The sequence below is a fragment of the Pseudomonas sp. FG1 genome (assembly GCF_034313875.1).
In the GTDB taxonomy this organism is placed as follows: domain Bacteria; phylum Pseudomonadota; class Gammaproteobacteria; order Pseudomonadales; family Pseudomonadaceae; genus Aquipseudomonas; species Aquipseudomonas veronii.
Genome location: NZ_JAVIWP010000001.1, coordinates 3482784 through 3507486, shown reverse-complemented (window position 1 = coordinate 3507486; position 24703 = coordinate 3482784). Strand labels below are relative to the sequence as shown.

Genomic DNA, 24703 nt, shown 5'->3' with positions numbered 1-24703 from the left:
GGATTCGTCATGGATGTTTTCTGGTTTCTGCCCACTCATGGCGACGGTCATTACCTGGGCACCACCCAAGGTGCCCGTCCGGTCACCCTCAATTATCTGAAGCAAGTCGCCCAGGCCGCTGACAGCCTTGGCTACTACGGCGTGTTGATTCCTACCGGGCGTTCGTGCGAAGACTCCTGGGTAATCGCCTCGGCGCTGGTGCCGCTGACAGAACGCTTGCGCTACCTGGCGGCAATTCGCCCTGGCATCATCTCGCCCACAGTGTCGGCGCGCATGGCGGCGACCCTGGATCGCCTGTCCAACGGCCGCCTGCTGATCAACGTCGTGACCGGCGGCGACCCCGACGAAAACCGCGGCGACGGCAGCTTCCTCGACCACCGCGAACGCTATGAAGTCTCCGACGAATTCCTCAAGATCTGGCGCCGCGTATTGCAGGGCGAATCGGTGGACTTCGAAGGCAAACACCTGCGTGTGCAGAATGCCAAGGCACTTTACCCACCGGTGCAGAAGCCTTATCCGCCGCTGTACTTCGGCGGTTCCTCCGACGCCGCCCACGACCTCGCCGCCGAACAGGTGGACGTGTACCTGACCTGGGGCGAACCACCCGCCGCCGTCGCCGAAAAACTCGCGGATGTACGTGAACGGGCCGCGCGCCACGGGCGGTGCGCGCTGGAGCGACACCCTGGCCATCGTGCGTGAATTCGCCAAGGTCGACAGCTCCATCGCTCATGTCTTCGGTTTTCACCACCTGATGCTCGCTACGGTGCGCCTGTTTTCGCGGCCGGACCAATGGCAGCCGTGGTTCGAACAGACCGCACGCAAAAACTGGTTCTGGGGCAACGCCCTCAACCCGCTGGACACGCGCACGCAGGTCAAGGATTTCGGCGGTTGGCGTGAGTTCTCCGGCAAGAAGAGCTTCTGCTCCGGCGCCAGCGACTCGGAAATGCTGATCGCCTCGGCGGTGGATGAGAGCGCCGGCGGCAAGTTGCTGATCGCCGCCATCCCCAGCGGGCGCAGCGGCATCACCTTGCACAACGACTGGAACAATATCGGCCAGCGCCAGACCGACAGCGGCAGCGCCAGTTTCGAACGGGTGCGCGTCGAGGAGTCGGAATTGCTGCTCGACCCGGGCCCTCTGAGCACACCGTTCGCCTGCCTGCGCCCACTGATCGCGCAGTTGACCTTCACGCACATGTTCCTCGGCATAGCCGAAGGTGCCTTTGATGAAGCGCGCAACTACACCCTCACCGAAACCCGTGCGTGGCATAAATCCACCGCCGAGGATGTGCGCCAAGACCCTTACGTGCTGCACCACTACGGCGAGTTCTGGGTGGCCCTGCAAGGTGTGCGCCTGCTGGTGGAACGCGCCGCCGCGCTGCTCGATCAAGCCTGGGCCCAGGGGCCGAACCTCAGCGAAAACGCACGCGGCCAACTGGCCATCGCCATCGCCACCGCCAAGGTCGCCGCCAGCCGCCAGGGCCTGGAGTTGTGCAGCCGCCTGTTTGAAGTCACCGGCGCGCGCTCCACCCATGCGTCACTGCGCCTGGACCGGCACTGGCGCAACCTGCGCACGCAAAGCCTGCACGACCCGGTGGACTACAAACTCCACGAACTGGGGGACTGGGCGTTGAACCAGTCCCTGCCGACTCCTACGTTCTATTCATAAAGAGGTGCCCATGCAGCTTTTAACCTTACCGCCCTCGCCCGCCCTCGCCACCTCGATCCGCGCCACGGCCCAGGTCTTCGAAGACCCGAAATCCCAGGCACTGCTCGACCATATCCAGCAAGTGGCACCCAGCGAAGCCAGCGTGTTGATCATCGGCGAAACCGGGACCGGTAAAGAGCTGGTGGCGCGCCACATTCATAACCTCAGCGCACGACGCAACCGGCCCTTCGTGGCGGTGAACTGCGGGGCGTTTTCCGAATCGCTGGTGGAAGCCGAACTGTTCGGCCATGAAAAAGGCGCCTTCACCGGCGCCCTCAGCGCCAAGGCCGGCTGGTTCGAAGAGGCCGACGGCGGCACCTTGTTCCTCGATGAGATCGGTGATTTGCCGATGGCGATCCAGGTCAAGTTATTGCGCGTACTGCAAGAGCGGGAGGTGGTGCGCCTGGGCTCGCGCAAGAGCATTCCCATCGATGTACGCGTGCTTGCGGCGACCAACGTGCAGCTGGAAAAAGCCATCAACGCCGGGCACTTCCGTGAAGACCTCTACTACCGTCTCGACGTGGTCAGCCTGGAACTCAGCCCGTTGCGCGAGCGTCCCGGCGATATCCTGCCGCTGACCCGACACTTCATCGAAGCCTACAGCCAGCGCCTGGGCTACGGCCCGGTCACCATCAGCCGCGAGGCCGAACACAAGCTGAAAAACTACAGCTGGCCAGGCAATATCCGCGAACTGGAAAACGTGATTCACCACACCTTGCTGATCTGCCGCAATGGCGTGATCGAACGCGACGATTTACGCCTGTCGAACCTGCGCATCGAGCGTCAGGACGACAGCCAGCACGGCACCGACAACAGTGCCGAAGCCTTGCTGGAACGGGCCTTTCAAAAGCTGTTCGAGGAACAGGCCGGTGCCCTGCATGAAAAAGTCGAGGACGCGTTGCTGCGTGCCGCCTACCGCTTCAGCCACTACAACCAGGTCCACACCGCCAACCTGCTGGGCCTGAGCCGCAACGTCACACGCACGCGCCTGATCAAGATCGGCGAACTGGCGGTGAACAATCGCCGCCCGGGGGAAAACGTTCAGGGTGAGCGCATGCTGCACCTATCCATTTAAACGGCAGTGCAACGCATTGTCATGGCTGCGCTCGAAACTGTGCAGCACCTGGAACGAACCGAAGGTCACGGCCGTGGCCTGGTGGGCGCGTATCAGTGTCCAGAAATCTTCCTCGCCGTGCTCAACGCACTGGAAGGCCGCCTCGCCGTCCTCGCGTGAGCGCCATTGCAGGTAATTGAGTACCCGCCGCCCGTCATCGCTGACCTGCACACTCGCATTGAGAAAGCCGCCGTGCCCTTGGGCCAGGCGCTCGCTCTGGATGGACAATGCCGCGACCAGGGCGAGCTGTTGCTGGGGCTCGACCTGAAACTCGATCAATTGAGTGAAACTGCGATTCTTCTCTGATACCTGCATGAACACTCCCCTTTCTCTGTAGGCAGAATCTTGTGATTCGATACCACGCAGGGTAAAACCTCTAGTTAAGTCAAGGTCAAGGGTTAATCCGGAGTTTTTCATGGTTACCAAGGAGCTTACTGTTGGCCAACTGTCGGCCCGCAGCGGCGTGGCGGTCACGGCCCTGCATTTCTACGAAACCAAGGGGCTGATCAAAAGCAATCGCAATGCCGGCAACCAGCGGCGCTACCCGCGCGATGTACTGCGCCGGGTGGTGGTGATCAAGATCGCCCAGCGCCTGGGGATTCCGCTGGCGACGATTGGTGAAGCGTTGCAGGCCCTGCCGGATGGACGCACGCCGACGGCTAAAGATTGGCAGCGTTTGTCGGCATCGTGGCGGGCAGATCTGGACGAGCGCATCAACAAGTTGATGCTCCTGCGCGACAAGCTCAATGGCTGTATTGGCTGTGGATGCCTGTCGCTGGAAGCCTGCCCGCTGCGCAATCAGGGCGACCTGCTCGGTGAGCGTGGGCCGGGGGCTCAGTTGTTGGAGCCCAGCTGAAAAACCGCTCCCTGTGGGAAATGTTCACCTTAAACCCCTGGGACAGCGCCGCGCCCTGAACCCCGTGATGTCGCTGCGGCTGGCGCCCGCCGCAGCACTTATGGCGCAACGATCTGCCTGTTCACTGTTGCCTGGGCAACACCTCGTCGGTTGCCCGCAAGCCACGGCCGGCGTGGCCTATAGTGAAAGGGCCGTCCCTTCATAAACACAATTCAGGGAGAATGATATGAGCGTAAAACCTATTCCCGAGGGCTATCACAGCATCACGCCCTACCTGGGCGTCGAAAAAGCCGCCGAAGCCATCGAGTTCTACAAAAAAGCCTTCAACGCCACGCAAGTCATGCGCCTGGACATGCCCGACGGCAAGGTCGGCCACGCTGAACTGCGTATCGGAGACTCGGCGATCATGCTCGCCTCGCCCTGCGGTGAAATGGCCTTCGGCAGCCCGCGCGATGGCCACACCAGTGTCGGCCTGCATTTATATGTGGACGATGTCGACGCGCAGTATCGACAAGCGGTCGCAGCCGGCGGCCTGTCCATTTCCGAACCCAAGGACCAGTTCTACGGCGACCGCTCCGCCACGCTGAGAGATCCGTTCGGCCATGTGTGGTTCCTGGCCTCCCGCAAGGAGGATCTGAACGAAGCACAAATCCGCCAGCGCGCCGAAGCGCTGTTCAAGCAAGGCTGAGCCTGGGAGCGGGCTTGCTCGCGATGGCGCTCGGGCAGGCCCGCTGCCACTGTTTGATCGAGGGTCGGCTTGAGACGGGGGCTGCCCAGCACCGCGGCCTCAGCGCCCCGAATGTGAACCTGAAACATTTGCTTTCATATCTGGGTTAGGGATTTCTCATTCTCATCCGTCTTAACTTAGATACAGCCTGTCGCGTCAGCAAAAGCTACGACCGGTCTTTTCCGGGCCCTCATTGCCCCCCTCCGATCAAGACTCCCATTCACATGTCGAAGAAGTCGCGCTCAAAACTCTGGTTTCTCGTACACAGCTGGCTGGCATTACCCATCTGGTTTTTTGTACTGATCGTCTGCGTCACCGGCACCCTGGCCGTGGTCAGCCAGGAAATCGTCTGGCTGGCCAACCCGGAAATCCGCGCCAGCAAGCCGTCGGACGCCGCCGAACCGCTGAGCTATGACCAGGTGATCAACGCCATCAAACGCGCCGAGCCCCTGGTGATCGTGCAATCCATCATCCGCCCGGACGAGTCGCACTTCGCCCTGAGTGTCACCCTCAGCTACCCCGACGGGCGCTCGGTGGAGGTCTATGTCAACCCTTACACCGGGGCGATCCAGGGCATCAGCCCGGCGTTCGACTTCAAACAATTCACCCGCGCCCTGCACGGCTGGTGGCTGGTGCCATTCACCAATGGGTTCAGTTGGGGCTGGTACCTGGTCTCCGCACTCGGCCTGCCGTTGCTGGCGTCGTTGATCACCGGGCTGGTGGTGTACAAGCGCTTCTGGAAGGGCTTTTTGCGCCCGACCCTGCGCATCCGCCATGGCGCGCGGATCTTCTGGGGCGACTTCCATCGCCTGAGCGGTATCTGGTCGATCTGGTTCATCGCGGTCATTTCCATCACCGGCACCTGGTTCCTGATTCAGGCGATCCTGGGGGATAACCAGATTTCCATCTCCAGCGAACCCATCGTGCCGGTGATCGCCCGGGAGAACGTGCCGACGTCCGCCCCCGGCGTGCCGGCGCCGATGATTGCCCTGGACGACGCGATCGAAATCGCCAGCCAACGGATTCCGGGGCTGGAGACCAGCTTCGTGTTCCTGCCACTCAATGCCTACAGCCATCTGCAGATCGGCGGGCGGGGCTGGTACCCGTTGATGTTCCAGACCGCACAGATCAACCCCTACACCGGCGAAGTGGCGGTTTCGCACCTGCTGTCCAACCGCTCGACGCTGGAGTTCGTCACCGAGTCCATGCGCCCGCTGCACACCGGCGACTTTGGCGGGCTGTGGATCAAGCTGATCTGGGCATTCTTCGGCCTGGTGTTGAGCATGATGGTGTTGAGCGGCCTGCTGATCTGGACCAAACGCACGGCCCTGGCCACCCTCCATGCCCTCAAGCGCAGCCACAAGGCGCCGCGCCAGGCGGCAGCGGTCGCGGCCCTGCAGGCTGAAATGGCGGAGGGCAACCAATGAGCAAGGTCGCTGCCGCAACGCCTTCGCCACTACGCGCCGTGTGGCTGAAATGGCGATTCCACCTTAACGTCCTGCTGTTGCTGGTGCCCCTGGGCTTCATGCCCAAGTACTTTGCCGACGCCGCGCTGTTTCGCGGTGACAGCGGCATCGGCGAGCGGGTGGCCGGCGAGGTGCAGGTCGGGCCCTGGAGCCTGACCCTCGCCGAGTTCCGCAACGAAGGCCCGCGCCCCGACCCGGCCGGCCCGATGAAATTCTTCAATGCGGCCCTGTGCGCCAACTGCGCCGAGCAGGTCAAGGCAACCTACCTGCGTATCGGCAAACCGCGCAGCCTGCGCGCCGCCGGGGTGATCTTCTTCGGCACGCCGTACCGCATGGGCGCGCTGCTCCCGGTGCCCGAGCGCACGCCGGCCGACGCCGAACTGTGGGTCACCATGGAAGGCTGGGACGGCACGATGCACCAGGGTTCCATTGCGCTGAGCCAGGCCTCGCCTGCCACCATTGCCTGGCTGAACAAGCAAGGAGTCAAACCATGACATTGATACGCCTGAGCCGCGCCTGCGCCACGTTGTTGCTGTGCGTCGGTTTCTGTCCCACAGCCGTGGCCCACAACCCGATGTGCGAATGCAAGGAAATCCCCGGCGAACAGATCCAATGCACCGGCGGTTTTTCCGACGGCAGCGGCGCCCCCGGCGTGACCCTGGATGTGATCGGCTACGACGAAACCATCCTCGTGCCCGGCAAGCTCGGCGCGGACTCGACCCTGACCTTCAAGAAGCCCTCAGCCGAGTTCTACGTGCTGTTCGATGCAGGCCCCGGTCACGTCGTTGAAATCGACCAAGCGGATATCCCGTCCCAATGAGTACGACACAGGTGGTACGCCCAGCCGGGGCCGGGCACGAAACCCTCTATGTCCTGCTGCTGTGCCTGATCATTCTGGCGGTGGCCGGTACGGTGGTGGCCCTGCACGGTGAAACCCAGGCCGTGGTTGCCGTGCCCAGCCACCAGTTGGACGCGCGCCGCGACCTCAGCGCCGCCGAGCAAGGCATCTACGCCGACCTGCGCGTGACCCTGGATGAAGTCCACTGGCTGCAGCAGGCACACAGCGCCCTGCCGACGCCCGCGCAACTGGCCGAAGAAGGCTTTGCGCCCTTTGCCCAGGACGCCAGCTCGGTCAGCCGTGGCGATCATCGCTGGCAGTTGCTGGCGCCGTCGGCCTACCTCGGCGTGAGCCAGGCGCCGGCCACCAGCGGCTCGCTGCTGATGCGGGTAACGGGCGCCGAGCCGGACATCTGGCTCAACCGCCGCCCAGACCTGGCCGCCCCCGCCGACCTCACCGACCAGGCGCTGATCGCGGCCGGCTGGCAGCAAGTGGTCGCGCAATTCGACGCCGGCGTGACCCGCCAGCACCGTCACTGACCGAGAAGACCGATTGCCCATGTCTATTTCATCGCCCCTTGTACGCCTGCTGCTGGTCAGCCTGATCAGCCTGCTGCTCGCCCCGCTGGCCAACGCCGAGGCAGCCAAGCGCCTGCGGATCGGCATCACCCTGCATCCTTATTACAGCTACGTCGCCAACATCGTCGGCGACAAGGCCGAGGTGGTGCCGCTGATTCCTGCCGGTTTCAACCCACATGCCTACGAGCCGCGCGCCGACGACATCAAGCGCATCGGCACCCTGGATGTGATCGTGCTCAACGGGGTCGGCCACGACGATTTCGCCGACCGCATGATCGCCACCAGCGAGCGGCCGGACATCCCGGTGATCGAAGCCAACGCCAACGTGCCGCTGCTGGCCGCCACCGGCAACGCCGCGCGCGGCGCCGGCAAGGTGGTCAACCCGCACACCTTCCTGTCGATCAGTGCCTCGATTGCCCAGGTCAACAACATCGCCCGCGAACTGGGCAAGCTCGACCCGGACAACGCCAAGACCTACACCCAGAACGCCCGCGCCTACGGCAAGCGCCTGCGGCAGATGCGCGCCGAGGCCCTGGCCAAGCTGACCCGCGCGCCCAACCCGGACCTGCGCGTGGCCACGGTCCACGCAGCCTACGACTACCTGCTGCGCGAGTTCGGCCTGGAAGTCACCGCCGTGGTCGAGCCGGCCCACGGCATCGAACCCAGCCCGAGCCAGTTGAAGAAAACCATCGATGAATTGCGCGCCCTGGATGTGAAAGTGATCTTCTCGGAGATGGATTTCCCGTCCACCTACGTCGAGACCATCCAGCGTGAATCCGGGGTCCGGCTGTACCCGCTGTCGCATATCTCCTACGGCGAATACAGCGCTGAAAAGTACGAAGTGGAAATGACCGGCAACCTCAACACCGTGGTGCGGGCGATTCAGGAGTCGGGGGCATGACGGCGGCGCAACGCTTGAGCATGGTCAGCGTCGGCCCGACGATCGACTTCGACAAGGTGTCGCTGACCCTGGGCCGCACCGTGATCCTCGATGGCGTGAGCTTCCAGGTGCAGCCGGGCAGCATCCATGCACTGGTGGGCCCGAACGGCGGTGGGAAAAGCTCGCTGATCAAGACGCTGCTGGGGCAAACGCCGCACCAGGGGCAACTGCGCCTGACGTGGCCGGACACGCCCGGCACCATTGGTTATGTGCCCCAGGCGCTGGAGTTCGACCGCGGCCTGCCGATGACCGTGGATGACTTCATGGCGGCGATGTGTCAGCGGCGCCCGGCGTTTCTCGGGCTGTCCAGGCATTACGCCGGCGCCATCGGCGAGGCCCTGGAACGGGTCGGCCTGCAGGACAAACGCAAACGGCGCATGGGCGCGTTGTCGGGCGGTGAACGTCAGCGCGTGCTGCTCGCCCAGGGGCTGATCCCGACCCCGCAATTGCTGGTGTTGGATGAGCCGATGTCGGCCCTCGATGAAGCCGGTATCCAGGTGTTCGAACGTCTGCTCAATGACTGGCGCCGCGCCGGGATCACCGTGCTGTGGATCGAGCACGACCTGGACGCCGTGGGCCGCCTCGCCGACCGCGTCACCGGCCTGAACCGCCGCGTGCTGTTCGACGCCACGCCCAAAGCGGCACTGACCCCGGATCGCCTGCTGACCCTGTTCTCCACCCATCCTCGGAGCCTGGCGCCATGAGTTATGAAGCGTTTCGCCTGATGGTCCAGGGCTGGGCCTCTTCCGGTTACCTGCCGGAGGCGCTGGCCTATGGTTTTGTGGTCAACGCCCTGCTCGCCGGCCTGCTGATCGGCCCGGTGCTGGGCGGCCTGGGGACGCTGGTGGTGGTCAAGCGCTTTGCGTTTTTCTCCGAAGCGGTCGGCCATGCCGCGCTGACCGGCGTGGCCGTGGGCATTCTGCTCGGCGAACCCTACACCGGGCCCTATGGCGCGCTGTTCGGCTACTGCCTGCTGTTCGGCATCCTGCTCAATTACCTGCGCAACCGCACCGGCCTGGCGCCGGATACCTTGATCGGCGTGTTCCTCTCGGTGTCTCTGGCGTTGGGCGCAAGCCTGCTGTTGATACTGGAGGGCAAGATCAACGTTCACATCCTGGAAAACGTGCTGTTCGGCTCGGTGTTGACGGTCAATGGCAACGACCTGCTGGTGCTGGCGATTGTCGGTTCGCTGGTGATGGCCCTCGCCCTGCCGTTGTACAACCGCATCATGCTCGCCAGCTTCAACCCGCAATTGGCGGCGGTACGCGGGGTAGCGGTGAAGACCCTGGATTACCTGTTCGTGATCCTGGTGACGTTGATCACCGTCGCAGCGGTCAAGGTCATCGGGGCGATCCTGGTGGGCGCGCTGCTGGTGATTCCGGCGGCGGCGGCACGCCTGCTGAGCCAGTCGCTCAAAGGCTTCTTCTGGGTCTCCGTGGCGATTGCCACCGTCAGCACGTTGTGCGGCATCCTGCTGCCGATCATCTTCGACCTGCCCATCCCCTCCGGCGCCGCGATCATCCTGGTCGCCGGTATCGCCTTCGCCCTCGCCGCCATCGCGCGCGGCACCGTGCCCAGCCTCAAAGGGAATCTTGGATAATGCACCCTGCCTTTCGCCCAATGGCCTTGGCCATCGCTTGCCTGATCAGCGCGTCGGCGCTGGCCGTCGACGGTTTTGATCCGAAGAGTTTCAAAGTCAACCAAGGCCTGGGCCACGCCGCGCTGACCAAAGCGAAAAAGCCTGTGAAGGTCCTCGCCTCGTTGCCCATTACCTATGGCCTGGCGGAGCTGCTGCTTAAAGGCAGCGACGTACAGCTCGAACGCGCCGCGCCGGCCAACCTGCCCGGTTCGCGGCAGGTGTCCTACTTCACCGGCCGTGGCGCGCCGGCCTTGAGCACGTTGGCGATGGATGCCGATGCCGTCATCGGCTTGCGTTCGCTGTGGGCCGATGACCCGCTGTACCCGGTGGCGCGACGCAGCAATATCCGCATCGTCGAAGTGGACGCCGCGCGCCCGGTGGACGGTGGCCTGCCGGGGATCGCCGTACAACCGGGCGTCAGCGATGGCTTGAACAGCCAGCCGTGGCAATCGAGCAACAATATGGGGCGCATGGCCGATGTGATGGCCGCCGACCTGAGCCGCCTGGCACCGGGCGCGAAGGCGCAAATCGACGCCAACCTGGCCGCCCTCAAGCTGCGCCTGCTCAAGCTCACCGCCGACAGCGAAGCACGGCTGGCCCAGGCGGATAACCTGAGCGTGGTCAGCCTGAGCGATCACTTTGCGTATCTGCTCGGCAGCTTGAACCTGGAAGTGCTCGACACCGACGCACGCCCAGATGCCGACTGGACGCCCGAGGCCTTACAGCAACTGAGCAGCCGCCTGAAGGACAACGAGGTGGCCGTGGTGCTGCACCATCGCCCGCCAAGCGCGGCGGTGCAAACCGCGGTGACGGCCGGGGGCGCGCAACTGCTGGTCTTGAACGTCGACGGCGCCGACCCGGTGACGGCGTTGGAAAGCAATGTGGATCAACTGATCAAGACGCTGAGCCCATGACATCCACGCCCACGTGGATGGCATCATGCCGCCAGAACTCCAGGTCGCAGTCGATCAAACGCTGATGCTGGTCATAGTTGACCCGGGCGATACGCAAGCCCGGGCTGCCCACCGACACGCGCAACGCGGCGGCGGCTTCCACCGGCAGTGAGGTCGGCACAATCTCGAAGCGTACCCGCCCGTAGTGCAAATCGTACTTGCGCGCATACAGCTCGGTCATCGACTGGTTCAGGTCGCAGGCCAGAATCCCGGGGAAATACTGCGGGTTCAGGTAGTGCTCCACATACAACACCAGGCGCTCATCGATCCTGCGCCGGCGGCAGATCTGGATCACGCTGGACAGCGCCGGCAATTGCAGCCACGCACACACCGCCGCCGATGCCGGTTGCAGCCGCGCGCTGATCACCTCGGTCGACGCCACGCGGCCCTGATCGTTGACCATTGCGTGAAAGTGGCTGCGCTGCATCAGGTTGTAGGCCAGGCGCGGCGGCGAGACAAACCAGCCACGGCGCTCCTCGCGATAGATCTGGCCTTGGGCCTCCAGTTGTAACAAGGCTTCCCGCACCGTAATCCGGGTGGTACCAAACAACTCGCTGAGCTTGCGCTCGGCGGGCAGTTTGCTGGCTGGCGGCAAAAGGCCATGGTCGATCTGCTCTTGCAGCGCCAGGCCGATGGATGTCACCGCCTTGATTGCCTCATCACGCATCAACGTTACCTATCTGGACTAGACCAGCACCGTTCAGGTGCATAAACCGCTCATTAAATGGGCCTGTATTACTGCATGCCAGCCTAGGCATTGCAGATGACCGACAGATGACAACCCCGGTCGAGCCTCGTGATAAACCTTGCAATCCGTCGGCCAAGTCCAAGGCCTGCGGGCGCTTGGGCATGGTCTACGCTAAACCTGCGCCGAGCGACATCGGTGCTTCAAAAACGACATCGACATGAAACTGTCATCCATCCCGCCTAGATTGGCTCAGGTATTGCTGACCTAGACCAACACCACCGCTAACGTTCATATAAAACGCCGCGTTGAAAACGCCCAAAGGAGCTTCGGATGAAACAGCTTTTCCTGGCATCACTGTTAGGCTCGACCATTGCCATGAGCACCGCCGCCATGGCCGCTGATACCGATCTAAAAACGCTCGAAGCCGCCGCGAAAGCGGAAGGCGCCGTCAACAGCGTCGGCATGCCCGATGACTGGGCCAACTGGAAAGGCACCTGGGATGACCTGGCCAAGACCTACGGCCTCAAGCACATCGACACCGACATGAGCTCGGCCCAGGAAATCGCCAAGTTCGCCGCCGAGAAAGACAACGCCAGTGCCGATATCGGCGACGTCGGCGCGGCCTTCGGCCCGATCGCGGTGAAACAGGGCGTGGTCCAGCCTTACAAACCAAGCACCTGGGCCCAGGTCCCGGATTGGGCGAAAGATAAAGACGGCAACTGGGCGCTGGCCTACACCGGCACCATCGCCTTTATCGTCAACAAAAAGCTGCTGCACGGCTCGGACGTACCAACCAGCTGGGCTGACTTGAAGAGCGGCAAATACAAGGTCTCCATCGGTGACGTGAGCACCGCCGCCCAAGCCGCCAACGGTGTGCTGGCCGCCGCCATCGCCAACAAGGGCGACGAGAAAAACCTGCAGCCGGCCCTGCTGATGTTCGCCGACATCGCCAAGCAAGGTCGCCTGTCCCTCGCCAACCCGACCATCGCCACCATGGAAAAAGGCGAAGTGGAAGTCGGCGTGGTCTGGGATTTCAACGGTTTGAGCTACAGAGCCAAGATGGCCAACCCGGATGACTACGTGGTGCTGATCCCATCGGACGGTTCGGTGATTTCCGGCTACACCACCATCATCAATAAGTACGCCAAGCACCCGAACGCCGCCAAACTGGCCCGCGAATACATCTTCAGCGACGCCGGCCAGATCAACCTGGCCAAGGGCAATGCGCGGCCGATTCGCGCCGAACACCTGACGTTGCCGAAGGAAGTGCAGGACAAGCTGCTGCCGAACGAGCAATACAAGCACGTCACCCCGATCAAGGATGCCGACGCCTGGGAGAAGAGCTCCAAGGCACTGCCGCAGAAGTGGCAGGAAGAAGTCATCATCAATATGCAGTAATGCCTGAGCTGTAGATGCGGTCAGTGTGGGAGCAGGTTTACCTGCTCCCACATTTGTTCCGGTCCCAACCGCAAACCCGATCCAAACCCATCTGTTGCGGAGCGTCTCCCCCTATGAAGCACAACGTCATCCTTGTGGTGCTCGACGGCCTGAACTTCGAGGTTGCCCGTCATGCCATGGGGCATCTGCAAGCCTACGTCGGCGCAGGACGCGCAGCCCTCTACAAACTCGAATGTGAACTGCCGTCACTCTCCCGGCCGCTCTACGAATGCATCTTCACTGGCGTGCCGCCGATCGACAGCGGCATCACCCACAACCATGTGTCGCGCCTGTCCAACCAGCGCAGCCTGTTCCATTACGCCCGCGACGCCGGTCTCACCACCGCCGCGGCGGCCTATCATTGGGTCAGCGAGTTGTATAACCGCACGCCCTTTATCGCCGCCCGTGACCGGCATACCGACGACAAGACCCTGGCGATCCAGCACGGGCACTTCTACTGGCAGGACCACTACCCGGATTCGCACCTGTTCGCCGACGCCGAAAGCCTGCGCTGCAGACACGCGCCGAACCTGCTGGTCGTCCACCCGATGAACATCGACGACGCCGGCCACAAGCACGGCCTCGACAGCGCGCAATACCGCAACAGCGCACGCTCGGCCGACATCCTCCTGGCCGACTACCTGCAAGGCTGGCTCGACGCCGGCTATCAGGTGCTGGTGACCGCCGACCACGGCATGAACAACGACCGCTCCCACAACGGCCTGCTGCCGGAAGAACGCGAAGTGCCACTGTTCGTGCTCGGCTCGGCCTTCACCTTCGATCCCGACGCCACACCCAGGCAAACCGAGCTGTGCGGCACCGTCTGCGCGTTGCTGGGCGTGCCCCACGACAAACCTGTCTGCCGGGAGCTGTTGAAGTGAGTGCCATGACCCGCAGCAAATGGCTGGCAATCCTGTGCCTGATGCCCTTCGCGCTGTTCTTCATCGTGTTTGAAATTGCCCCGCTGGCGTGGGTGATGATCAACAGCCTGCAATCGGAAGAGTTCGGCTGGGGCCTGGCCAACTTCAGCAAAATCTTCAGTTCGAAGTTCTACCTGCAGGCGATCCAGTACAGCCTGGAGATCAGCTTCTACTCCAGCGTGTTCGGCATCATCATTTCGGTGCTCGGCAGCTACTCGTTGCGCCGCGTGGACTCGCCGCTGCGCAACTTCGTCACCGCCTTCGCCAACATGACCAGCAACTTCGCCGGCGTGCCCCTGGCCTTTGCCTTCATCATCCTGCTCGGTTTCAACGGCAGCATCACCATCATGCTCAAGCAGGCCGGGATCATTCAGGACTTCAACCTGTACTCCAAGACCGGCCTGATCATTCTCTACACCTACTTCCAGATCCCGCTGGGCGTGCTGCTGCTCTACCCGGCCTTCGATGCGTTGCGCGAAGACTGGCGCGAGTCCGCCGCCCTGCTGGGTGCCAACGGCTGGCAGTTCTGGCGCCACATCGGCCTGCCGGTGCTGACCCCCGCGCTGCTCGGCACCTTCGTGATCCTGCTGGCCAACGCCCTCGGCGCCTACGCCACGGTCTACGCGCTGACCACCGGCAATTTCAACGTATTGCCGATCCGGATCGCAGCGATGGTGTCCGGCGACATCTCCCTGGACCCGAACATGGCCAGCGCCCTGGCTGTGGTGCTGGTGGCGCTGATGACCGTGGTCACCGTGGTCCATCAACTGCTGCTCAAGAGGAGCTACCATGTCTCGCGCTGAAGCCGGCCCGGCCTCCCTCTACCACCGGGTGGTGGTGTATCTGTTATTCGCGATCCTGGTGCTGCCGCTGATCGGCACCTTTGTCTACTCCATTGCCAGCAGTTGGTCGGCGACGATCTTGCCGGCCGGCTTTACCGTGAAGTGGTACGTGCAACTGTGGAGCGACCCGCGCTTTCTGATGGCTTTCGGCCAGTCCCTGCTGGTGTGCGTGGGCGCGTTGATTTTGTCGGTGGTGCTGATCCTGCCGCTGCTGTTCGTGGTGCATTACCACTTCCCCAGGCTCGACGCGTTGATGAACATCCTGATCCTGCTGCCGTTCGCGGTGCCGCCGGTGGTGTCGTCGGTGGGCCTGCTGCAACTCTATGGCTCCGGGCCACTGGCGATGGTGGGGACGCCGTGGATTCTGATCGGCTGCTACTTCACCGTGGCGCTGCCATTCATGTACCGCGCGATCACCAACAACCTGCAAGCCATCAACCTGCGCGACCTGATGGACGCCGCGCAACTGCTCGGCGCCAGCACCTGGCAGGCAGCGATCCTGGTGGTGCTGCCCAACCTGCGCAAGGGCCTGATGGTGGCGTTGCTGCTGTCGTTTTCGTTCCTGTTCGGTGAGTTCGTGTTCGCCAATATCCTCGTCGGCACGCGCTACGAAACCCTGCAGGTGTACCTGAACAACATGCGCAACAGCAGCGGCCACTTCACCAGTGCCGTGGTCATTTCCTATTTCTTCTTTGTGCTGGTGCTGACCTGGGCCGCCAACATCTTGAACAAGGACAAAAGCCAATGAGCTTCGTCAGCGTCCAACACCTGCAAAAAGGCTACGCCGGCACCCCGGTGTTCAGTGACATCAACTGCGAGATCGCCAAGGGCGAATTCGTCACCCTGCTCGGCCCGTCCGGCTGCGGCAAGTCCACCTTGCTGCGCTGCATCGCCGGCCTGACCTCGGTCGACAGTGGCCAGATCCTCCTCGACGGCCACGACATCGTGCCCTTGAGCCCGCAGAAACGGCAGATCGGCATGGTGTTCCAGAGCTATGCGCTGTTCCCCAACATGACCGTGGAACAAAACGTCGCCTTCGGCCTGCGCATGCAAAAGGTCAACGCCGACGACAGCCACAAACGCGTGCAGGACGTGCTGCAACTGGTGGAGCTCAAGGAGCTGGCCGGGCGCTACCCGCACCAGATGTCCGGCGGCCAGTGCCAGCGCGTGGCCCTCGCCCGCTCCCTGGTGACCCGCCCGCGCCTGTTGCTGCTGGATGAACCGCTGTCGGCGCTGGATGCGCGCATCCGCAAGCACCTGCGCGAGCAGATCCGCCAGATCCAGCGCGAGTTGGGCCTGACCACGATTTTCGTGACCCATGACCAGGAAGAAGCCCTGACCATGTCCGACCGGATCTTCCTGATGAACCAGGGCAAGATCGTGCAAAGCGGCGATGCCGAAACCCTCTACACCGCGCCGGTGGATGTGTTTGCCGCCGGGTTTATCGGCAACTACAACCTGCTCGACGCGGACAAGGCCAGCCAACTGCTGCAACGGCCGATCAGCGGGCGCATCGCGATTCGCCCGGAAGCCATCGAACTGAGCCGCAGCGGCGAACTCGACGCCCTGGTGCGCAGCCACAGCCTGCTGGGCAACGTGATTCGCTACCGTATCGAAGCGCGCGGCGTGGAATTGGTGGTGGACGTGCTCAACCGCTCGGCGGACGATCTGCATCCCGACGGCCAGCGCCTGGCACTTTCCATCGACCCGAGCGCACTGTGTGAAGTAGCCTGAGCAGCAGTGATTTTTTAAGAGAGTGTGACGGATGGCATTGGTAATTTTTGATTTGGACGACACCCTGATCCACGGCGACTGCGCCACCCTGTGGAGCGAGCAGATGGGCCGCCTGGCCTGGGTCGACCCCGAGTCGTTCATGCGCAAGAACAACGAACTGATGGACGCCTACAGCCAGGGCAAGCTGGCCATGGAAGAGTTCATGGACTTCAGCCTGGAGCCGATGATCGGCCGCACGCCGGAGGAGATCGAGCACCTGGTGGAGCCCTGGGTCGAGGACGTGATCGAACCGCTGATCTACAGCGACGCCACCCGCACCATCGCCCGCCACCGCGCGAACGGCGACCGGGTGCTGGTGATTTCCGCGTCGGGCACCCACCTGGTCACGCCGATTGCGGCGCGTATCGGCATCGACGAAGTGTTGGGGATCGAGCTGGATGTCAGCCACGGCGTGTACAGCGGCCGTACTGTCGGCGTCCTGACCTACCGCGAAGGCAAGATCACCCGTTTGCTCGAATGGCTGGAGCAGGAAGGGGAAACCCTGGAAGGCGCGTACTTCTATTCGGATTCGCGCAATGATCTACCGCTGCTGCTGAAGGTGGATAACCCGCAGGTGGTGAACCCCGACCCGGTATTGCGCGAGCACGCCGAAAAAGCCGGCTGGCCGGTCCACCGCTGGGCCTGATTCGACCAAGATCCAACTGTGGGAGGGGGCTTGCCCCTCCCACATTGACCACATTCCAATTCGGGATCAGGTCAGGCTGTCGTCGATCACCAACACCAACTTGCCGGAAATCTGGTTGGTCGCCAGCTCCGCAAACGCCGCCTCGGCATCGTTGATCGGGAAGGTCTTGGCCAGTTGCGGGCTCAAGCGGCCTTCGGCAAACAACGGCCAGACATGCTGGCTCAGGTCACTGAACAGGTCGGCCTTGAACTGATCGTCACGGCTGCGCAGGGTCGAGCCCAGCAGTTGCACTCGCTTGCCCAGCACCTGCGCCAGGTCCAGTTGCGCCTCGCGCCCGCCCATCAGGCCGATCAGCACCCAACGACCGTCCAGGGCCAGCAACTTGAGGTCCAGCGCCGCGTAGCTGGCGCCGACCGGGTCGAGGATGACGTCGAACGGCCCGAAATCCCGCAGCCCTTCAATACCGTCCGTGCGGACCACGCCGCCCTGGGCGCCAAGGGCTTCACAGTAGGCCAACCGATCCGCCGAGCCGACACTGACCCAGCACGGACTGCCGAACGCCTTGCACAGCTGGATCGCCGCCGAACCCACGCCACTGGCACCGGCATGCAGCAACACCTTCTCGCCGGGCTTGACGCCCGCCAACTGGAACAGGTTCAACCACGCGGTGCTATACACCTCGGGCAATGCCGCCGCTTCGATCAACGACAGGCCTTCCGGCACCGGCAGCACGTGACGGGCGTCCACCACCACTTCCTCGGCCATGCCGCCGCCGGCCAGCAGCGCGCAGACGCGGTCGCCGACCTGCCAGGACGACCCCGCGCCGACCTCGCTGATCACCCCGGAACACTCCAGGCCCAACACCTTGCTGACGCCCGGCGGCGGCGGATACAGCCCCGCACGCTGCAATAAATCGGCACGATTGAGGCCCGCAGCCGCCACCCGAATGCGAACCTGACCTACATCGCATGTAGGACTCGGCTCTTCCAACCACTCCACATGACCTTCAACGCCTTGCAATGCTTTCACAGTGCCTCCATAGTGAGTCTGGACTGAGCCCGTAGCTGTATCGCCGGGCTTTTTGCATTATGCGACCGGCCCAAATGGAACCGGCGACTTCAAAGACGGCCTAATATGCGTTATCAATTGCCCCCGCGTCGAATCAGCATGAAGCATTTGTTCCCCAGCACCGCCCTAGCTCTTTTCATTGGTCTCGGCTTGTCGTCGATGTCGACCAATACGTTCGCAGCCAACAGCTGGGACAATCTTCAGCCTGATCGCGATGAGGTGATTGCCAGCCTTAACGTCGTCGAGTTGCTCAAGCGTCATCACTACAGCAAGCCGCCGCTGGACGACGCTCGCTCGGTGATCATCTATGACAGCTACCTCAAGCTGCTGGACCCGTCGCGCAGCTACTTCCTGGCCAGCGACATCGCTGAGTTCGACAAGTGGAAGACCCAGTTCGACGACTTCCTCAAGAGTGGCGACCTGCAGCCCGGGTTCACCATCTACAAGCGTTACCTGGACCGCGTCAAAGCGCGTCTGGACTTCGCCCTGGGTGAATTGGACAAAGGCATCGACAAGTTCGACTTCACCGAGAAGGAAAGCCTTCTGGTGGATCGCAAGGACGCCCCTTGGCTGACCAGCACCGCCGCCCTGGATGACCTGTGGCGCAAACGCGTCAAGGACGAAGTGCTGCGCCTGAAGATCGCCGGCAAAGAGCCGAAGGCCATTCAAGAGCTGTTGACCAAGCGCTACAAGAATCAGCTGGCACGTCTGGACCAGACCCGTGCCGAAGATATCTTCCAGGCCTACATCAACACCTTCGCGATGTCCTACGATCCGCACACCAATTATCTGTCGCCGGATAACGCGGAAAATTTCGATATCAACATGAGTCTGTCGCTGGAAGGCATCGGTGCCGTCCTGCAAAGCGACAATGACCAGGTGAAAATCGTGCGTCTGGTACCGGCCGGTCCGGCAGACAAGACCAAGCAGGTCGCCCCTGCCGACAAGATCATCGGCGTGGCCCAGGCCGACAAAGAGATGGTCGATGTGGTCGGCTGGCGCCTGGACGAAGTGGTCAAGCTGATCCGTGGGCCGAAAGGCAGCGTGGTGCGCCTGGAAGTGATTCCGCACACCAATGCGCCGAACGACCAGACCAGCAAGATCGTGTCCATCACCCGTGAAGCGGTGAAACTCGAAGACCAGGCCGTGCAGAAGAAAGTCCTCAACCTCAAGCAGGATGGCAAGGACTACAAGCTGGGCGTGATTGAAATCCCGGCCTTCTACCTCGACTTCAAGGCCTTCCGTGCTGGCGATCCGGACTACAAGAGCACCACCCGCGACGTTAAGAAGATCCTGACCGAGCTGCAGAAAGAAAAAGTCGACGGCGTGGTCATCGACCTGCGCAACAACGGCGGCGGCTCCCTGCAGGAAGCCACCGAGCTGACCAGCCTGTTTATCGACAAGGGTCCGACCGTGTTGGTGCGCAACGCTGACGGCCGTGTCGACGTGCTCGAAGACGAGAACCCGGGCGCCTTCTACAAAGGCCCGATGGCGTTGCTGGTCAACCGCCTGTCGGCCTCGGCCTCGGAGATTTTCGCCGGCGCCATGCAGGACTATCACCGCGCCTTGATCATCGGCGGCCAGACCTTCGGCAAAGGCACCGTACAGACCATCCAGCCGCTGAACCATGGCGAGCTGAAACTGACCCTGGCCAAGTTCTACCGGGTTTCCGGGCAGAGCACCCAGCATCAGGGCGTGCTGCCGGACATCGACTTCCCGTCGATCATCGACACCAAGGAAATCGGCGAGAGCGCCCTGCCCGAGGCCATGCCGTGGGACACCATCCGTCCTGCGATCAAGCCCGCGTCGGACCCGTTCAAGCCATTCCTGGCGCAGTTGAAGGCTGACCACGACACCCGCTCCGCCAAGGATGCCGAGTTCATGTTCATCCGCGACAAGCTGGCCCTGGCCAAGAAGCTGATGGAAGAAAAATCCGTCAGCCTCAATGAAGTGGATCGTCGCAAGCAGCACGCCGACATCGAGAATCAGCAACTGGTGCTGGAGAACGTCCGCCGCAAGGCCAAGGGCGAAGCCCCACTCAAGGAACTGAAGAAAGAAGATGAAGACGCGCTGCCGACCGAGGCGGATAAAACCAAGCCGGAAGACGACGCCTACCTGGCCGAGACAGGCCGGATTCTGCTGGACTACCTGAAAGTGACCAAACAGGTGGCCAAGCAATAAATGATGGCTATTTAATGTGATCACGCTGCAGAGTGTCATCATATAGACATCATTCTGTCGTGAAATAAAGGACCGTCGGCTCACCGCCTGCGGTCCTTTTTTTCGATCGAGATCGAGATCGCCATGACCATGACCGAACAGCTGAATGCATTGGGCTCTATCCTGGCTCAAGGCAGTTTACACAGCCTGTTCCAACCGATCATCTGCCTGTCCGAGCGGCGTATCCTCGGCTACGAAGCCCTCAGCCGTGGCCCGTCCAACAGCCCGCTGCACTCCCCGGTCGCCCTGTTTGCCGTGGCCGGCCATGCCGGGCGCCTCAGCGAACTGGAAATAGCCTGCCGCGAAAGCGCATGCCGACGCTTCAGCGAGCAGAAGTTGCCGGGCAAGCTGTTTCTCAATATCTCGCCGGAATCCCTGATGGAAACCGCGCACCAACCGGGCCGCACCCTGCAACTGCTGCGGGACTTCGGCATCCCCCCCAGCCAAGTGGTGATCGAACTCACCGAGCAGTCGCCCACCGACGATTTCGACCTGCTGCAAACCGCCCTGCATCACTACCGCGACATGGGTTTCGCCATCGCGCTCGATGACTTGGGCGCAGGCTATTCCAGCCTGCGCCTGTGGTCGGAACTGCGTCCGGATTACGTGAAGATCGATCGGCACTTTATCGACGGCATCCACCAGGACGCGCTCAAGCGCGAATTTGTCGGCTCTATCCTGCAGATCGCCCGGGCGTCGCGCGCCCAGGTGATTGCCGAAGGCATCGAGCTGCCGGAAGAACTGGCGGTGCTGACCGAGATGGGGGTCGACCTGATCCAGGGTTATTTGCTCTGTCGTCCCCAAGAACACCCGCCGCAGGAAGCGCGCCTGATGCTACCCAAACCCGACAACTCCAACATTGCCCTCAGCGAAGAAGGCAGTGACCTCAGCGCCCTGCTCAACGAGCAGCCGGCAGTGAATCAGGACACCGCCACCGCCCAGGTGCTGGAGTCCTTCCGCCGCCAGGCCAACCTCAACTCTCTGGCGGTGCTGGATGGGCGCGACCGACCGGTCGGGATTGTGCATCGCCATTCGTTGTCCGACGCCCTGCTCAAACCCTTCGCCACCGACCTGTTCGCGCGCAAGCCGATCAGCCGCCTGATGAGCGATGATTTTCTCGCGGTGGAGTTGAGCCAGTCCCTGCAACAGGTCAGCCGGCTGCTGACCAGCCGCGCCCGCCAACGCATTGAGGAAGACTTCATCATCACGCTGAACGGCGACTACCTCGGCCTGGGCCGGGTGATCGATGTGCTCAAGCTGATCACCGAGCTGAAGATCCAGCAGGCGCGCTACGCCAACCCGTTGACCCTGCTACCGGGCAACGTGCCGATCCAGCAGTGCCTGACGCGACTGTTGCAGCAGCAACGCGAGTCGGTGATTTGCTACGTGGATATCGACAGCTTCAAGCCGTTCAATGACATCTATGGCTATGGGCGTGGCGATGAAGTGCTGCTGTGCCTGGCGCAATGCCTGAATGACCGGGTCGATCCCAGCCGCGACTTTGTCGGGCATATCGGCGGCGATGACTTCTTGCTGGTGCTCGGGCCGCAGGATTGGCGCAAACGGCTCAATCAACTGCTGGATGATTTCCACACCCAATGCCGACGCTTCTATCGCGCCGAACATCTGGACGCCGGCTGCTTTGTGGCCTTGAACCGCCAGGGTGTGCGCCAGGAATATGCTCTGTTGTCGCTGTCCATCGGCGTGGTGCATTTGTATCCACAGGCCTGTGGACAACTCGATGCCAGCCAGTTGGCGGAGCTGGCGTCCCAGGCCAAACACCATGCCAAGGACATCGCCGGTTACAGCATCCACGTGATCGACAGCCTGGACATGCTGCCCCTGCCGGTTTAAGCCTCGGCGGATTCCGGGTACTCGTATTCGAACACGCGCACCACCTCCGAAGCGTGCCAGGACGCGGCGGCCACGCCATCGGAAGGCCCGCAAAAACGCCCCAGGCGCTCCACGCATTCAAAAAAACCGGTACGCGGCAGGCGGCTGGCACCCTGGCTGATCACCAGGGAACTGCGCAACGGCTGCTCGGCCTTGGCGTCCAGCGCCGCCAGATGTTCCAGGGCGGCGGTGAGGGTCTGCATCGCCGGCGTGGGAAATTGCAGGCGCTCCAGCAGCGCACGGTAAGTCAGCAAGTGGCGCTGGCGGCGCGCCTGGTCCAGTTCGTGGAGTAACCCATCCCAGTGTTGACGGCTGATACGTAGGCTCAAGATTCATCCCTCCAACCTGCCACGCCCAATTCCCAGGCCAGACTGCGGCGGATCGCGGCATCCGGCTGGCGTTCACCACTTTCGATCAATCCGAGGTACGAGGGGCTGATCCCCACGGTACGGGCCAGGGCTTCAATAGCCAGGCCCTTGGCTTCGCGCAAGCCGCGCAGGTCTGCAAGCGGGTGCAGGTCCTGGGCTGGCGCGGCGTGGGCAGTAGAAGAAGGTGCTGGTGCGGGTTGCTGCTGACCGGCGGCTTTTAGCAGCGCCTGGTACTGATCCCATGGCAACACCGCATATTCGGGTTCGCCATCCCGTGAAATTATCTGAATATCCATGACAGCCCCGTAGGATAACAACACTTACTAAGTAAGCACTTTCCTTAAGCGCTTTCCTAAGGAGTGTAATCCTAACAGCCACAAAGGTCGCAGGGGGATCGCCGTATCATGGGGTTTTTTGCCGGTTTTCCTGGGCCAGCAGCGCGGGCGTCGCAGGCAGGCGCTCAACCACGGCGAGCTTTTCCGGACGCTGCGCCTCACGCCAGGCGCGAAAGGCGCTCAGTTCGGCGCTCAGGCTCTTCATGACCCAGGCCAGCACGGCGATGTCGTCGAGCATGCCGAACATGGGAATAAAGTCCGGTATCGCATCGATCGGACTGAGGAAATACATCAGTCCTGCGACGACCGACACCAGCGCCTTCGGACTGATCGCGCGGTACTCGCCCCGCCAGTAGGCCAGGCACAGGGCCTGGAGCAACTTGAGGTCATCCTTGAGCTTACCGAGGCGGTTGCCCTGGCTTGCGCCCTTGGCCGCCACGGCGAACAACAGCGTCGGCAAGCGCCCACGCCCCAGCAAGCGCGCGGCCATGGGCAGAAAACGGGCGAAATTGAAGGGTGGTTTCATTCGGCACTCCAGTTCCATGGGACAGAGAAGGTTATCCACACAAATTGTGGATAACCTTGTGAACAGAGCCGGTTTTCACCGCTGAGAGCCACGGTTTACAAGGCCTTCAGTCAGATCGGGCGTTTTTTGCGCACATCAAAAAAACCCAAGAATTCATTGACTTGGCGCTTGCGTCCGGCTACCTGCACTCGAGTCTTGATCAGACTGCCGCACCTTGCGGACGTTCGTTTGGGTTTGCACAGGCTTGAGTGTGCAAGCGTGCGGCAGAAACAACAACGCCCCGTCGAGACGGGGCGTTGGGTGTTCAGGCGCCGATTACTTCTTGGCGGCTGGTGCGTCAGGAGCTTCAGCCTTGGCCGGGTCCTTGATGCCCAGCAGTTCCAGGTCGAATACCAGCACGGAGTTGGCCGGAATCGCCGGGCTCGGGCTCTGGGCACCGTAAGCCAGGTCGGACGGGATGTACAACTCGACCTTCTCGCCGACGTGCATCAGTTGCAGGCCTTCGACCCAACCCGGAATCACGCCGCTGACCGGCAGGTCAATCGGGCTGCCGCGATCCACGGAGCTGTCAAAGGTGGTGCCATTGGTGAGCTTGCCGGTGTAGTGAACAGTCACTACGTCGGTCGGCTTAGGCTGAGGGCCGTCGGCTTTCTTGGTGATCTTGTACTGCAGGCCGGAAGCCGTGGTGACTACACCGTCTTTCTTGGCGTTGTCTTCGAGGAATTTCTTGCCGGCGGCTGCCGACTCTTCGCTCATTTTGGCCATGCGTTCTTCAGCACGCTTTTGCAGTGCGGCAAACGCTTCAACCAGTTCGTCGTCTTTCAGCTTCTGCTCTTTCTTGCCGACGGCATCTTCAATGCCCTGGGCTACCGCTTTGGAATCCAGGTCATCCATGCCTTCTTGGGCAAGGCTTTTGCCCATGTTCAGGCCGATACCGTAGGAAGCTTTCTGCGCCGGGGTTTTCAGCTCTACGCTGGTCTGCGAATCACAACCCGCAAGTACCAGGCTAACCAGGGCCACCGCCGCCGCCAACCGATGCTGTTTCATGCTATTTCCTTGTTCATGCGCCAAAAGGGCAATCGAATAAAGTCGCGAGCTTATCAGGCGGCCACGACCAATGGCTACCGGCATCTGAGCAGGAAACTTCTGATAAGTTCACGTGTTTAAACGC

The 24703-nt window shown here is 62.3% G+C and carries 27 protein-coding genes and 1 pseudogene; 21 read left to right on the top strand and 7 right to left on the bottom strand.

Annotated elements, in window-relative coordinates:
- Nucleotides 1-9: 9 nt before the first annotated feature.
- The 3 genes and pseudogenes from RGV59_RS16360 to RGV59_RS16350 form a co-directional block, all read left to right on the top strand.
- Nucleotides 10-663 (top strand): annotated as a pseudogene (locus RGV59_RS16360) (LLM class flavin-dependent oxidoreductase); the annotation flags it as partial.
- A complete protein-coding gene (locus tag RGV59_RS16355; RefSeq protein WP_052743416.1) occupies nucleotides 638-1666 on the top strand; it encodes an acyl-CoA dehydrogenase family protein in 1029 nt (342 codons plus the stop codon). The pseudogene RGV59_RS16360 and the gene RGV59_RS16355, both read left to right, overlap by 26 nt.
- A gap of 10 nt (nucleotides 1667-1676) precedes the next feature.
- Complete coding sequence (locus tag RGV59_RS16350) at nucleotides 1677-2780, top strand: sigma-54 interaction domain-containing protein (RefSeq protein WP_126586942.1); 1104 nt, start codon at nucleotides 1677-1679, stop codon at nucleotides 2778-2780.
- Here RGV59_RS16350 and RGV59_RS16345 read toward each other — a convergent pair.
- Complete coding sequence (locus RGV59_RS16345) at nucleotides 2769-3134, bottom strand: antibiotic biosynthesis monooxygenase (RefSeq protein WP_017846906.1); 366 nt, start codon at nucleotides 3132-3134, stop codon at nucleotides 2769-2771. The genes RGV59_RS16350 and RGV59_RS16345 overlap by 12 nt on opposite strands.
- A gap of 100 nt (nucleotides 3135-3234) precedes the next feature.
- On the opposite strand from RGV59_RS16345, the gene soxR reads away from it, so the two are divergent.
- The 10 genes from soxR (at nucleotide 3235) to RGV59_RS16295 (ending at nucleotide 10777) form a co-directional block, all read left to right on the top strand.
- Nucleotides 3235-3675 (top strand): redox-sensitive transcriptional activator SoxR, encoded by a 441-nt coding sequence (gene soxR / locus RGV59_RS16340; RefSeq protein ID WP_017846905.1) that lies wholly within the window; start codon nucleotides 3235-3237, stop codon nucleotides 3673-3675.
- Between the two features lie 226 nt (nucleotides 3676-3901).
- Nucleotides 3902-4363: a VOC family protein gene (locus RGV59_RS16335; protein WP_046384136.1), complete on the top strand. Its 462-nt coding sequence runs from the start codon at nucleotides 3902-3904 to the stop codon at nucleotides 4361-4363.
- A 263-nt stretch (nucleotides 4364-4626) separates the two neighbouring features.
- Nucleotides 4627-5829 carry a PepSY-associated TM helix domain-containing protein gene (locus RGV59_RS16330; protein ID WP_046491043.1) on the top strand — a complete coding sequence of 401 codons (1203 nt, stop codon included), beginning with the start codon at nucleotides 4627-4629 and terminating at the stop codon, nucleotides 5827-5829.
- Nucleotides 5826-6362, top strand: a complete 537-nt coding sequence (locus RGV59_RS16325) for a hypothetical protein (protein ID WP_017846902.1) — start codon at nucleotides 5826-5828, stop codon at nucleotides 6360-6362. The genes RGV59_RS16330 and RGV59_RS16325 overlap by 4 nt, the downstream gene beginning before the upstream one ends.
- The gene (locus RGV59_RS16320; RefSeq protein ID WP_046491045.1) at nucleotides 6359-6688 is read left to right on the top strand and encodes a hypothetical protein; all 330 of its coding nucleotides are present in this window, start codon (nucleotides 6359-6361) and stop codon (nucleotides 6686-6688) included. The genes RGV59_RS16325 and RGV59_RS16320 overlap by 4 nt, the downstream gene beginning before the upstream one ends.
- On the top strand, nucleotides 6685-7245 hold the full coding sequence (locus tag RGV59_RS16315; RefSeq protein ID WP_126586944.1) for a DUF6162 family protein: 561 nt from the start codon (nucleotides 6685-6687) through the stop codon (nucleotides 7243-7245). Before RGV59_RS16320 ends, RGV59_RS16315 begins: the two co-directional genes overlap by 4 nt.
- Before the next feature lie 19 nt (nucleotides 7246-7264).
- Nucleotides 7265-8185 (top strand): metal ABC transporter substrate-binding protein, encoded by a 921-nt coding sequence (locus tag RGV59_RS16310; protein ID WP_017846899.1) that lies wholly within the window; start codon nucleotides 7265-7267, stop codon nucleotides 8183-8185.
- Entirely contained in the window at nucleotides 8182-8928 is a 747-nt protein-coding gene (locus RGV59_RS16305; RefSeq protein WP_104903587.1) for a metal ABC transporter ATP-binding protein, read from the top strand. Before RGV59_RS16310 ends, RGV59_RS16305 begins: the two co-directional genes overlap by 4 nt.
- Nucleotides 8925-9824: a metal ABC transporter permease gene (locus RGV59_RS16300; protein WP_126586945.1), complete on the top strand. Its 900-nt coding sequence runs from the start codon at nucleotides 8925-8927 to the stop codon at nucleotides 9822-9824. The genes RGV59_RS16305 and RGV59_RS16300 overlap by 4 nt, the downstream gene beginning before the upstream one ends.
- Nucleotides 9824-10777: a metal ABC transporter solute-binding protein, Zn/Mn family gene (locus RGV59_RS16295; protein ID WP_126586947.1), complete on the top strand. Its 954-nt coding sequence runs from the start codon at nucleotides 9824-9826 to the stop codon at nucleotides 10775-10777. The genes RGV59_RS16300 and RGV59_RS16295 overlap by 1 nt, the downstream gene beginning before the upstream one ends.
- On the opposite strand, the gene RGV59_RS16290 is transcribed toward RGV59_RS16295, so the two are convergent.
- Nucleotides 10758-11483, bottom strand: a complete 726-nt coding sequence (locus RGV59_RS16290) for a UTRA domain-containing protein (protein WP_017846895.1) — start codon at nucleotides 11481-11483, stop codon at nucleotides 10758-10760. The two genes, RGV59_RS16295 and RGV59_RS16290, sit on opposite strands and share 20 nt — an antisense overlap.
- 351 nt (nucleotides 11484-11834) lie before the next feature.
- Between RGV59_RS16290 and RGV59_RS16285 the strand changes: the two genes are divergently transcribed.
- The 6 genes from RGV59_RS16285 (at nucleotide 11835) to RGV59_RS16260 (ending at nucleotide 17122) form a co-directional block, all read left to right on the top strand.
- Entirely contained in the window at nucleotides 11835-12902 is a 1068-nt protein-coding gene (locus RGV59_RS16285) for an ABC transporter substrate-binding protein (protein ID WP_102618347.1), read from the top strand.
- A 113-nt stretch (nucleotides 12903-13015) separates the two neighbouring features.
- On the top strand, nucleotides 13016-13822 hold the full coding sequence (locus tag RGV59_RS16280) for an alkaline phosphatase family protein (protein ID WP_017846893.1): 807 nt from the start codon (nucleotides 13016-13018) through the stop codon (nucleotides 13820-13822).
- Between the two features lie 5 nt (nucleotides 13823-13827).
- Nucleotides 13828-14664, top strand: a complete 837-nt coding sequence (locus tag RGV59_RS16275) for an ABC transporter permease (RefSeq protein ID WP_164887057.1) — start codon at nucleotides 13828-13830, stop codon at nucleotides 14662-14664.
- Nucleotides 14651-15451, top strand: coding sequence for an ABC transporter permease (locus RGV59_RS16270; protein ID WP_017846891.1), 801 nt, complete (start codon nucleotides 14651-14653; stop codon nucleotides 15449-15451). The genes RGV59_RS16275 and RGV59_RS16270 overlap by 14 nt, the downstream gene beginning before the upstream one ends.
- Nucleotides 15448-16437 (top strand): ABC transporter ATP-binding protein, encoded by a 990-nt coding sequence (locus RGV59_RS16265; RefSeq protein WP_057005837.1) that lies wholly within the window; start codon nucleotides 15448-15450, stop codon nucleotides 16435-16437. Before RGV59_RS16270 ends, RGV59_RS16265 begins: the two co-directional genes overlap by 4 nt.
- 31 nt (nucleotides 16438-16468) lie before the next feature.
- On the top strand, nucleotides 16469-17122 hold the full coding sequence (locus RGV59_RS16260) for an HAD family hydrolase (RefSeq protein WP_017846889.1): 654 nt from the start codon (nucleotides 16469-16471) through the stop codon (nucleotides 17120-17122).
- 66 nt (nucleotides 17123-17188) lie between these two features.
- Here RGV59_RS16260 and RGV59_RS16255 read toward each other — a convergent pair whose 3' ends face one another.
- Nucleotides 17189-18151: a zinc-binding dehydrogenase gene (locus tag RGV59_RS16255; RefSeq protein ID WP_026140008.1), complete on the bottom strand. Its 963-nt coding sequence runs from the start codon at nucleotides 18149-18151 to the stop codon at nucleotides 17189-17191.
- A gap of 138 nt (nucleotides 18152-18289) precedes the next feature.
- Here RGV59_RS16255 and RGV59_RS16250 point away from each other — a divergent pair, with 138 nt between their 5' ends.
- Together RGV59_RS16250 and RGV59_RS16245 are read left to right on the top strand one after the other, a co-directional pair.
- On the top strand, nucleotides 18290-20371 hold the full coding sequence (locus RGV59_RS16250; RefSeq protein WP_169886158.1) for a carboxy terminal-processing peptidase: 2082 nt from the start codon (nucleotides 18290-18292) through the stop codon (nucleotides 20369-20371).
- Between the two features lie 123 nt (nucleotides 20372-20494).
- Nucleotides 20495-22264: a bifunctional diguanylate cyclase/phosphodiesterase gene (locus RGV59_RS16245; protein WP_046491064.1), complete on the top strand. Its 1770-nt coding sequence runs from the start codon at nucleotides 20495-20497 to the stop codon at nucleotides 22262-22264.
- On the opposite strand, the gene RGV59_RS16240 is transcribed toward RGV59_RS16245, so the two are convergent.
- The 4 genes from RGV59_RS16240 to RGV59_RS16225 form a co-directional block, all read right to left on the bottom strand.
- The gene (locus RGV59_RS16240; RefSeq protein ID WP_017846885.1) at nucleotides 22261-22632 is read right to left on the bottom strand and encodes a hypothetical protein; all 372 of its coding nucleotides are present in this window, start codon (nucleotides 22630-22632) and stop codon (nucleotides 22261-22263) included. The two genes, RGV59_RS16245 and RGV59_RS16240, sit on opposite strands and share 4 nt — an antisense overlap.
- Nucleotides 22629-22967, bottom strand: coding sequence for a helix-turn-helix domain-containing protein (locus tag RGV59_RS16235; RefSeq protein WP_046385332.1), 339 nt, complete (start codon nucleotides 22965-22967; stop codon nucleotides 22629-22631). The genes RGV59_RS16240 and RGV59_RS16235 overlap by 4 nt, the downstream gene beginning before the upstream one ends.
- Before the next feature lie 106 nt (nucleotides 22968-23073).
- Complete coding sequence (locus tag RGV59_RS16230; RefSeq protein ID WP_017846883.1) at nucleotides 23074-23532, bottom strand: YkvA family protein; 459 nt, start codon at nucleotides 23530-23532, stop codon at nucleotides 23074-23076.
- 315 nt (nucleotides 23533-23847) lie between these two features.
- Entirely contained in the window at nucleotides 23848-24579 is a 732-nt protein-coding gene (locus tag RGV59_RS16225) for an FKBP-type peptidyl-prolyl cis-trans isomerase (RefSeq protein WP_017846882.1), read from the bottom strand.
- Nucleotides 24580-24703 lie beyond the last annotated feature (124 nt).

Excerpts from the sequence above, each read along its gene's own strand:
- RGV59_RS16330 (WP_046491043.1), top strand. The coding sequence starts at position 4,627 with ATGTCGAAGAAGTCGCGCTCAAAACTCTGGTTTCTCGTACACAGCTGG.
- RGV59_RS16265 (WP_057005837.1), top strand. The coding sequence starts at position 15,448 with ATGAGCTTCGTCAGCGTCCAACACCTGCAAAAAGGCTACGCCGGCACC.
- RGV59_RS16290 (WP_017846895.1), bottom strand. The coding sequence starts at position 11,483 with ATGCGTGATGAGGCAATCAAGGCGGTGACATCCATCGGCCTGGCGCTG.
- RGV59_RS16335 (WP_046384136.1), top strand. The coding sequence starts at position 3,902 with ATGAGCGTAAAACCTATTCCCGAGGGCTATCACAGCATCACGCCCTAC.
- RGV59_RS16315 (WP_126586944.1), top strand. The coding sequence starts at position 6,685 with ATGAGTACGACACAGGTGGTACGCCCAGCCGGGGCCGGGCACGAAACC.
- RGV59_RS16275 (WP_164887057.1), top strand. The coding sequence starts at position 13,828 with ATGACCCGCAGCAAATGGCTGGCAATCCTGTGCCTGATGCCCTTCGCG.
- RGV59_RS16295 (WP_126586947.1), top strand. The coding sequence starts at position 9,824 with ATGCACCCTGCCTTTCGCCCAATGGCCTTGGCCATCGCTTGCCTGATC.
- RGV59_RS16285 (WP_102618347.1), top strand. The coding sequence starts at position 11,835 with ATGAAACAGCTTTTCCTGGCATCACTGTTAGGCTCGACCATTGCCATG.
- RGV59_RS16250 (WP_169886158.1), top strand. The coding sequence starts at position 18,290 with ATGAAGCATTTGTTCCCCAGCACCGCCCTAGCTCTTTTCATTGGTCTC.
- RGV59_RS16310 (WP_017846899.1), top strand. The coding sequence starts at position 7,265 with ATGTCTATTTCATCGCCCCTTGTACGCCTGCTGCTGGTCAGCCTGATC.
- RGV59_RS16230 (WP_017846883.1), bottom strand. The coding sequence starts at position 23,532 with ATGAAACCACCCTTCAATTTCGCCCGTTTTCTGCCCATGGCCGCGCGC.
- RGV59_RS16280 (WP_017846893.1), top strand. The coding sequence starts at position 13,016 with ATGAAGCACAACGTCATCCTTGTGGTGCTCGACGGCCTGAACTTCGAG.
- RGV59_RS16225 (WP_017846882.1), bottom strand. The coding sequence starts at position 24,579 with ATGAAACAGCATCGGTTGGCGGCGGCGGTGGCCCTGGTTAGCCTGGTA.
- RGV59_RS16350 (WP_126586942.1), top strand. The coding sequence starts at position 1,677 with ATGCAGCTTTTAACCTTACCGCCCTCGCCCGCCCTCGCCACCTCGATC.
- RGV59_RS16345 (WP_017846906.1), bottom strand. The coding sequence starts at position 3,134 with ATGCAGGTATCAGAGAAGAATCGCAGTTTCACTCAATTGATCGAGTTT.
- RGV59_RS16245 (WP_046491064.1), top strand. The coding sequence starts at position 20,495 with ATGACCATGACCGAACAGCTGAATGCATTGGGCTCTATCCTGGCTCAA.
- RGV59_RS16260 (WP_017846889.1), top strand. The coding sequence starts at position 16,469 with ATGGCATTGGTAATTTTTGATTTGGACGACACCCTGATCCACGGCGAC.
- RGV59_RS16325 (WP_017846902.1), top strand. The coding sequence starts at position 5,826 with ATGAGCAAGGTCGCTGCCGCAACGCCTTCGCCACTACGCGCCGTGTGG.
- RGV59_RS16300 (WP_126586945.1), top strand. The coding sequence starts at position 8,925 with ATGAGTTATGAAGCGTTTCGCCTGATGGTCCAGGGCTGGGCCTCTTCC.
- RGV59_RS16235 (WP_046385332.1), bottom strand. The coding sequence starts at position 22,967 with ATGGATATTCAGATAATTTCACGGGATGGCGAACCCGAATATGCGGTG.
- soxR (WP_017846905.1), top strand. The coding sequence starts at position 3,235 with ATGGTTACCAAGGAGCTTACTGTTGGCCAACTGTCGGCCCGCAGCGGC.
- RGV59_RS16320 (WP_046491045.1), top strand. The coding sequence starts at position 6,359 with ATGACATTGATACGCCTGAGCCGCGCCTGCGCCACGTTGTTGCTGTGC.
- RGV59_RS16305 (WP_104903587.1), top strand. The coding sequence starts at position 8,182 with ATGACGGCGGCGCAACGCTTGAGCATGGTCAGCGTCGGCCCGACGATC.
- RGV59_RS16270 (WP_017846891.1), top strand. The coding sequence starts at position 14,651 with ATGTCTCGCGCTGAAGCCGGCCCGGCCTCCCTCTACCACCGGGTGGTG.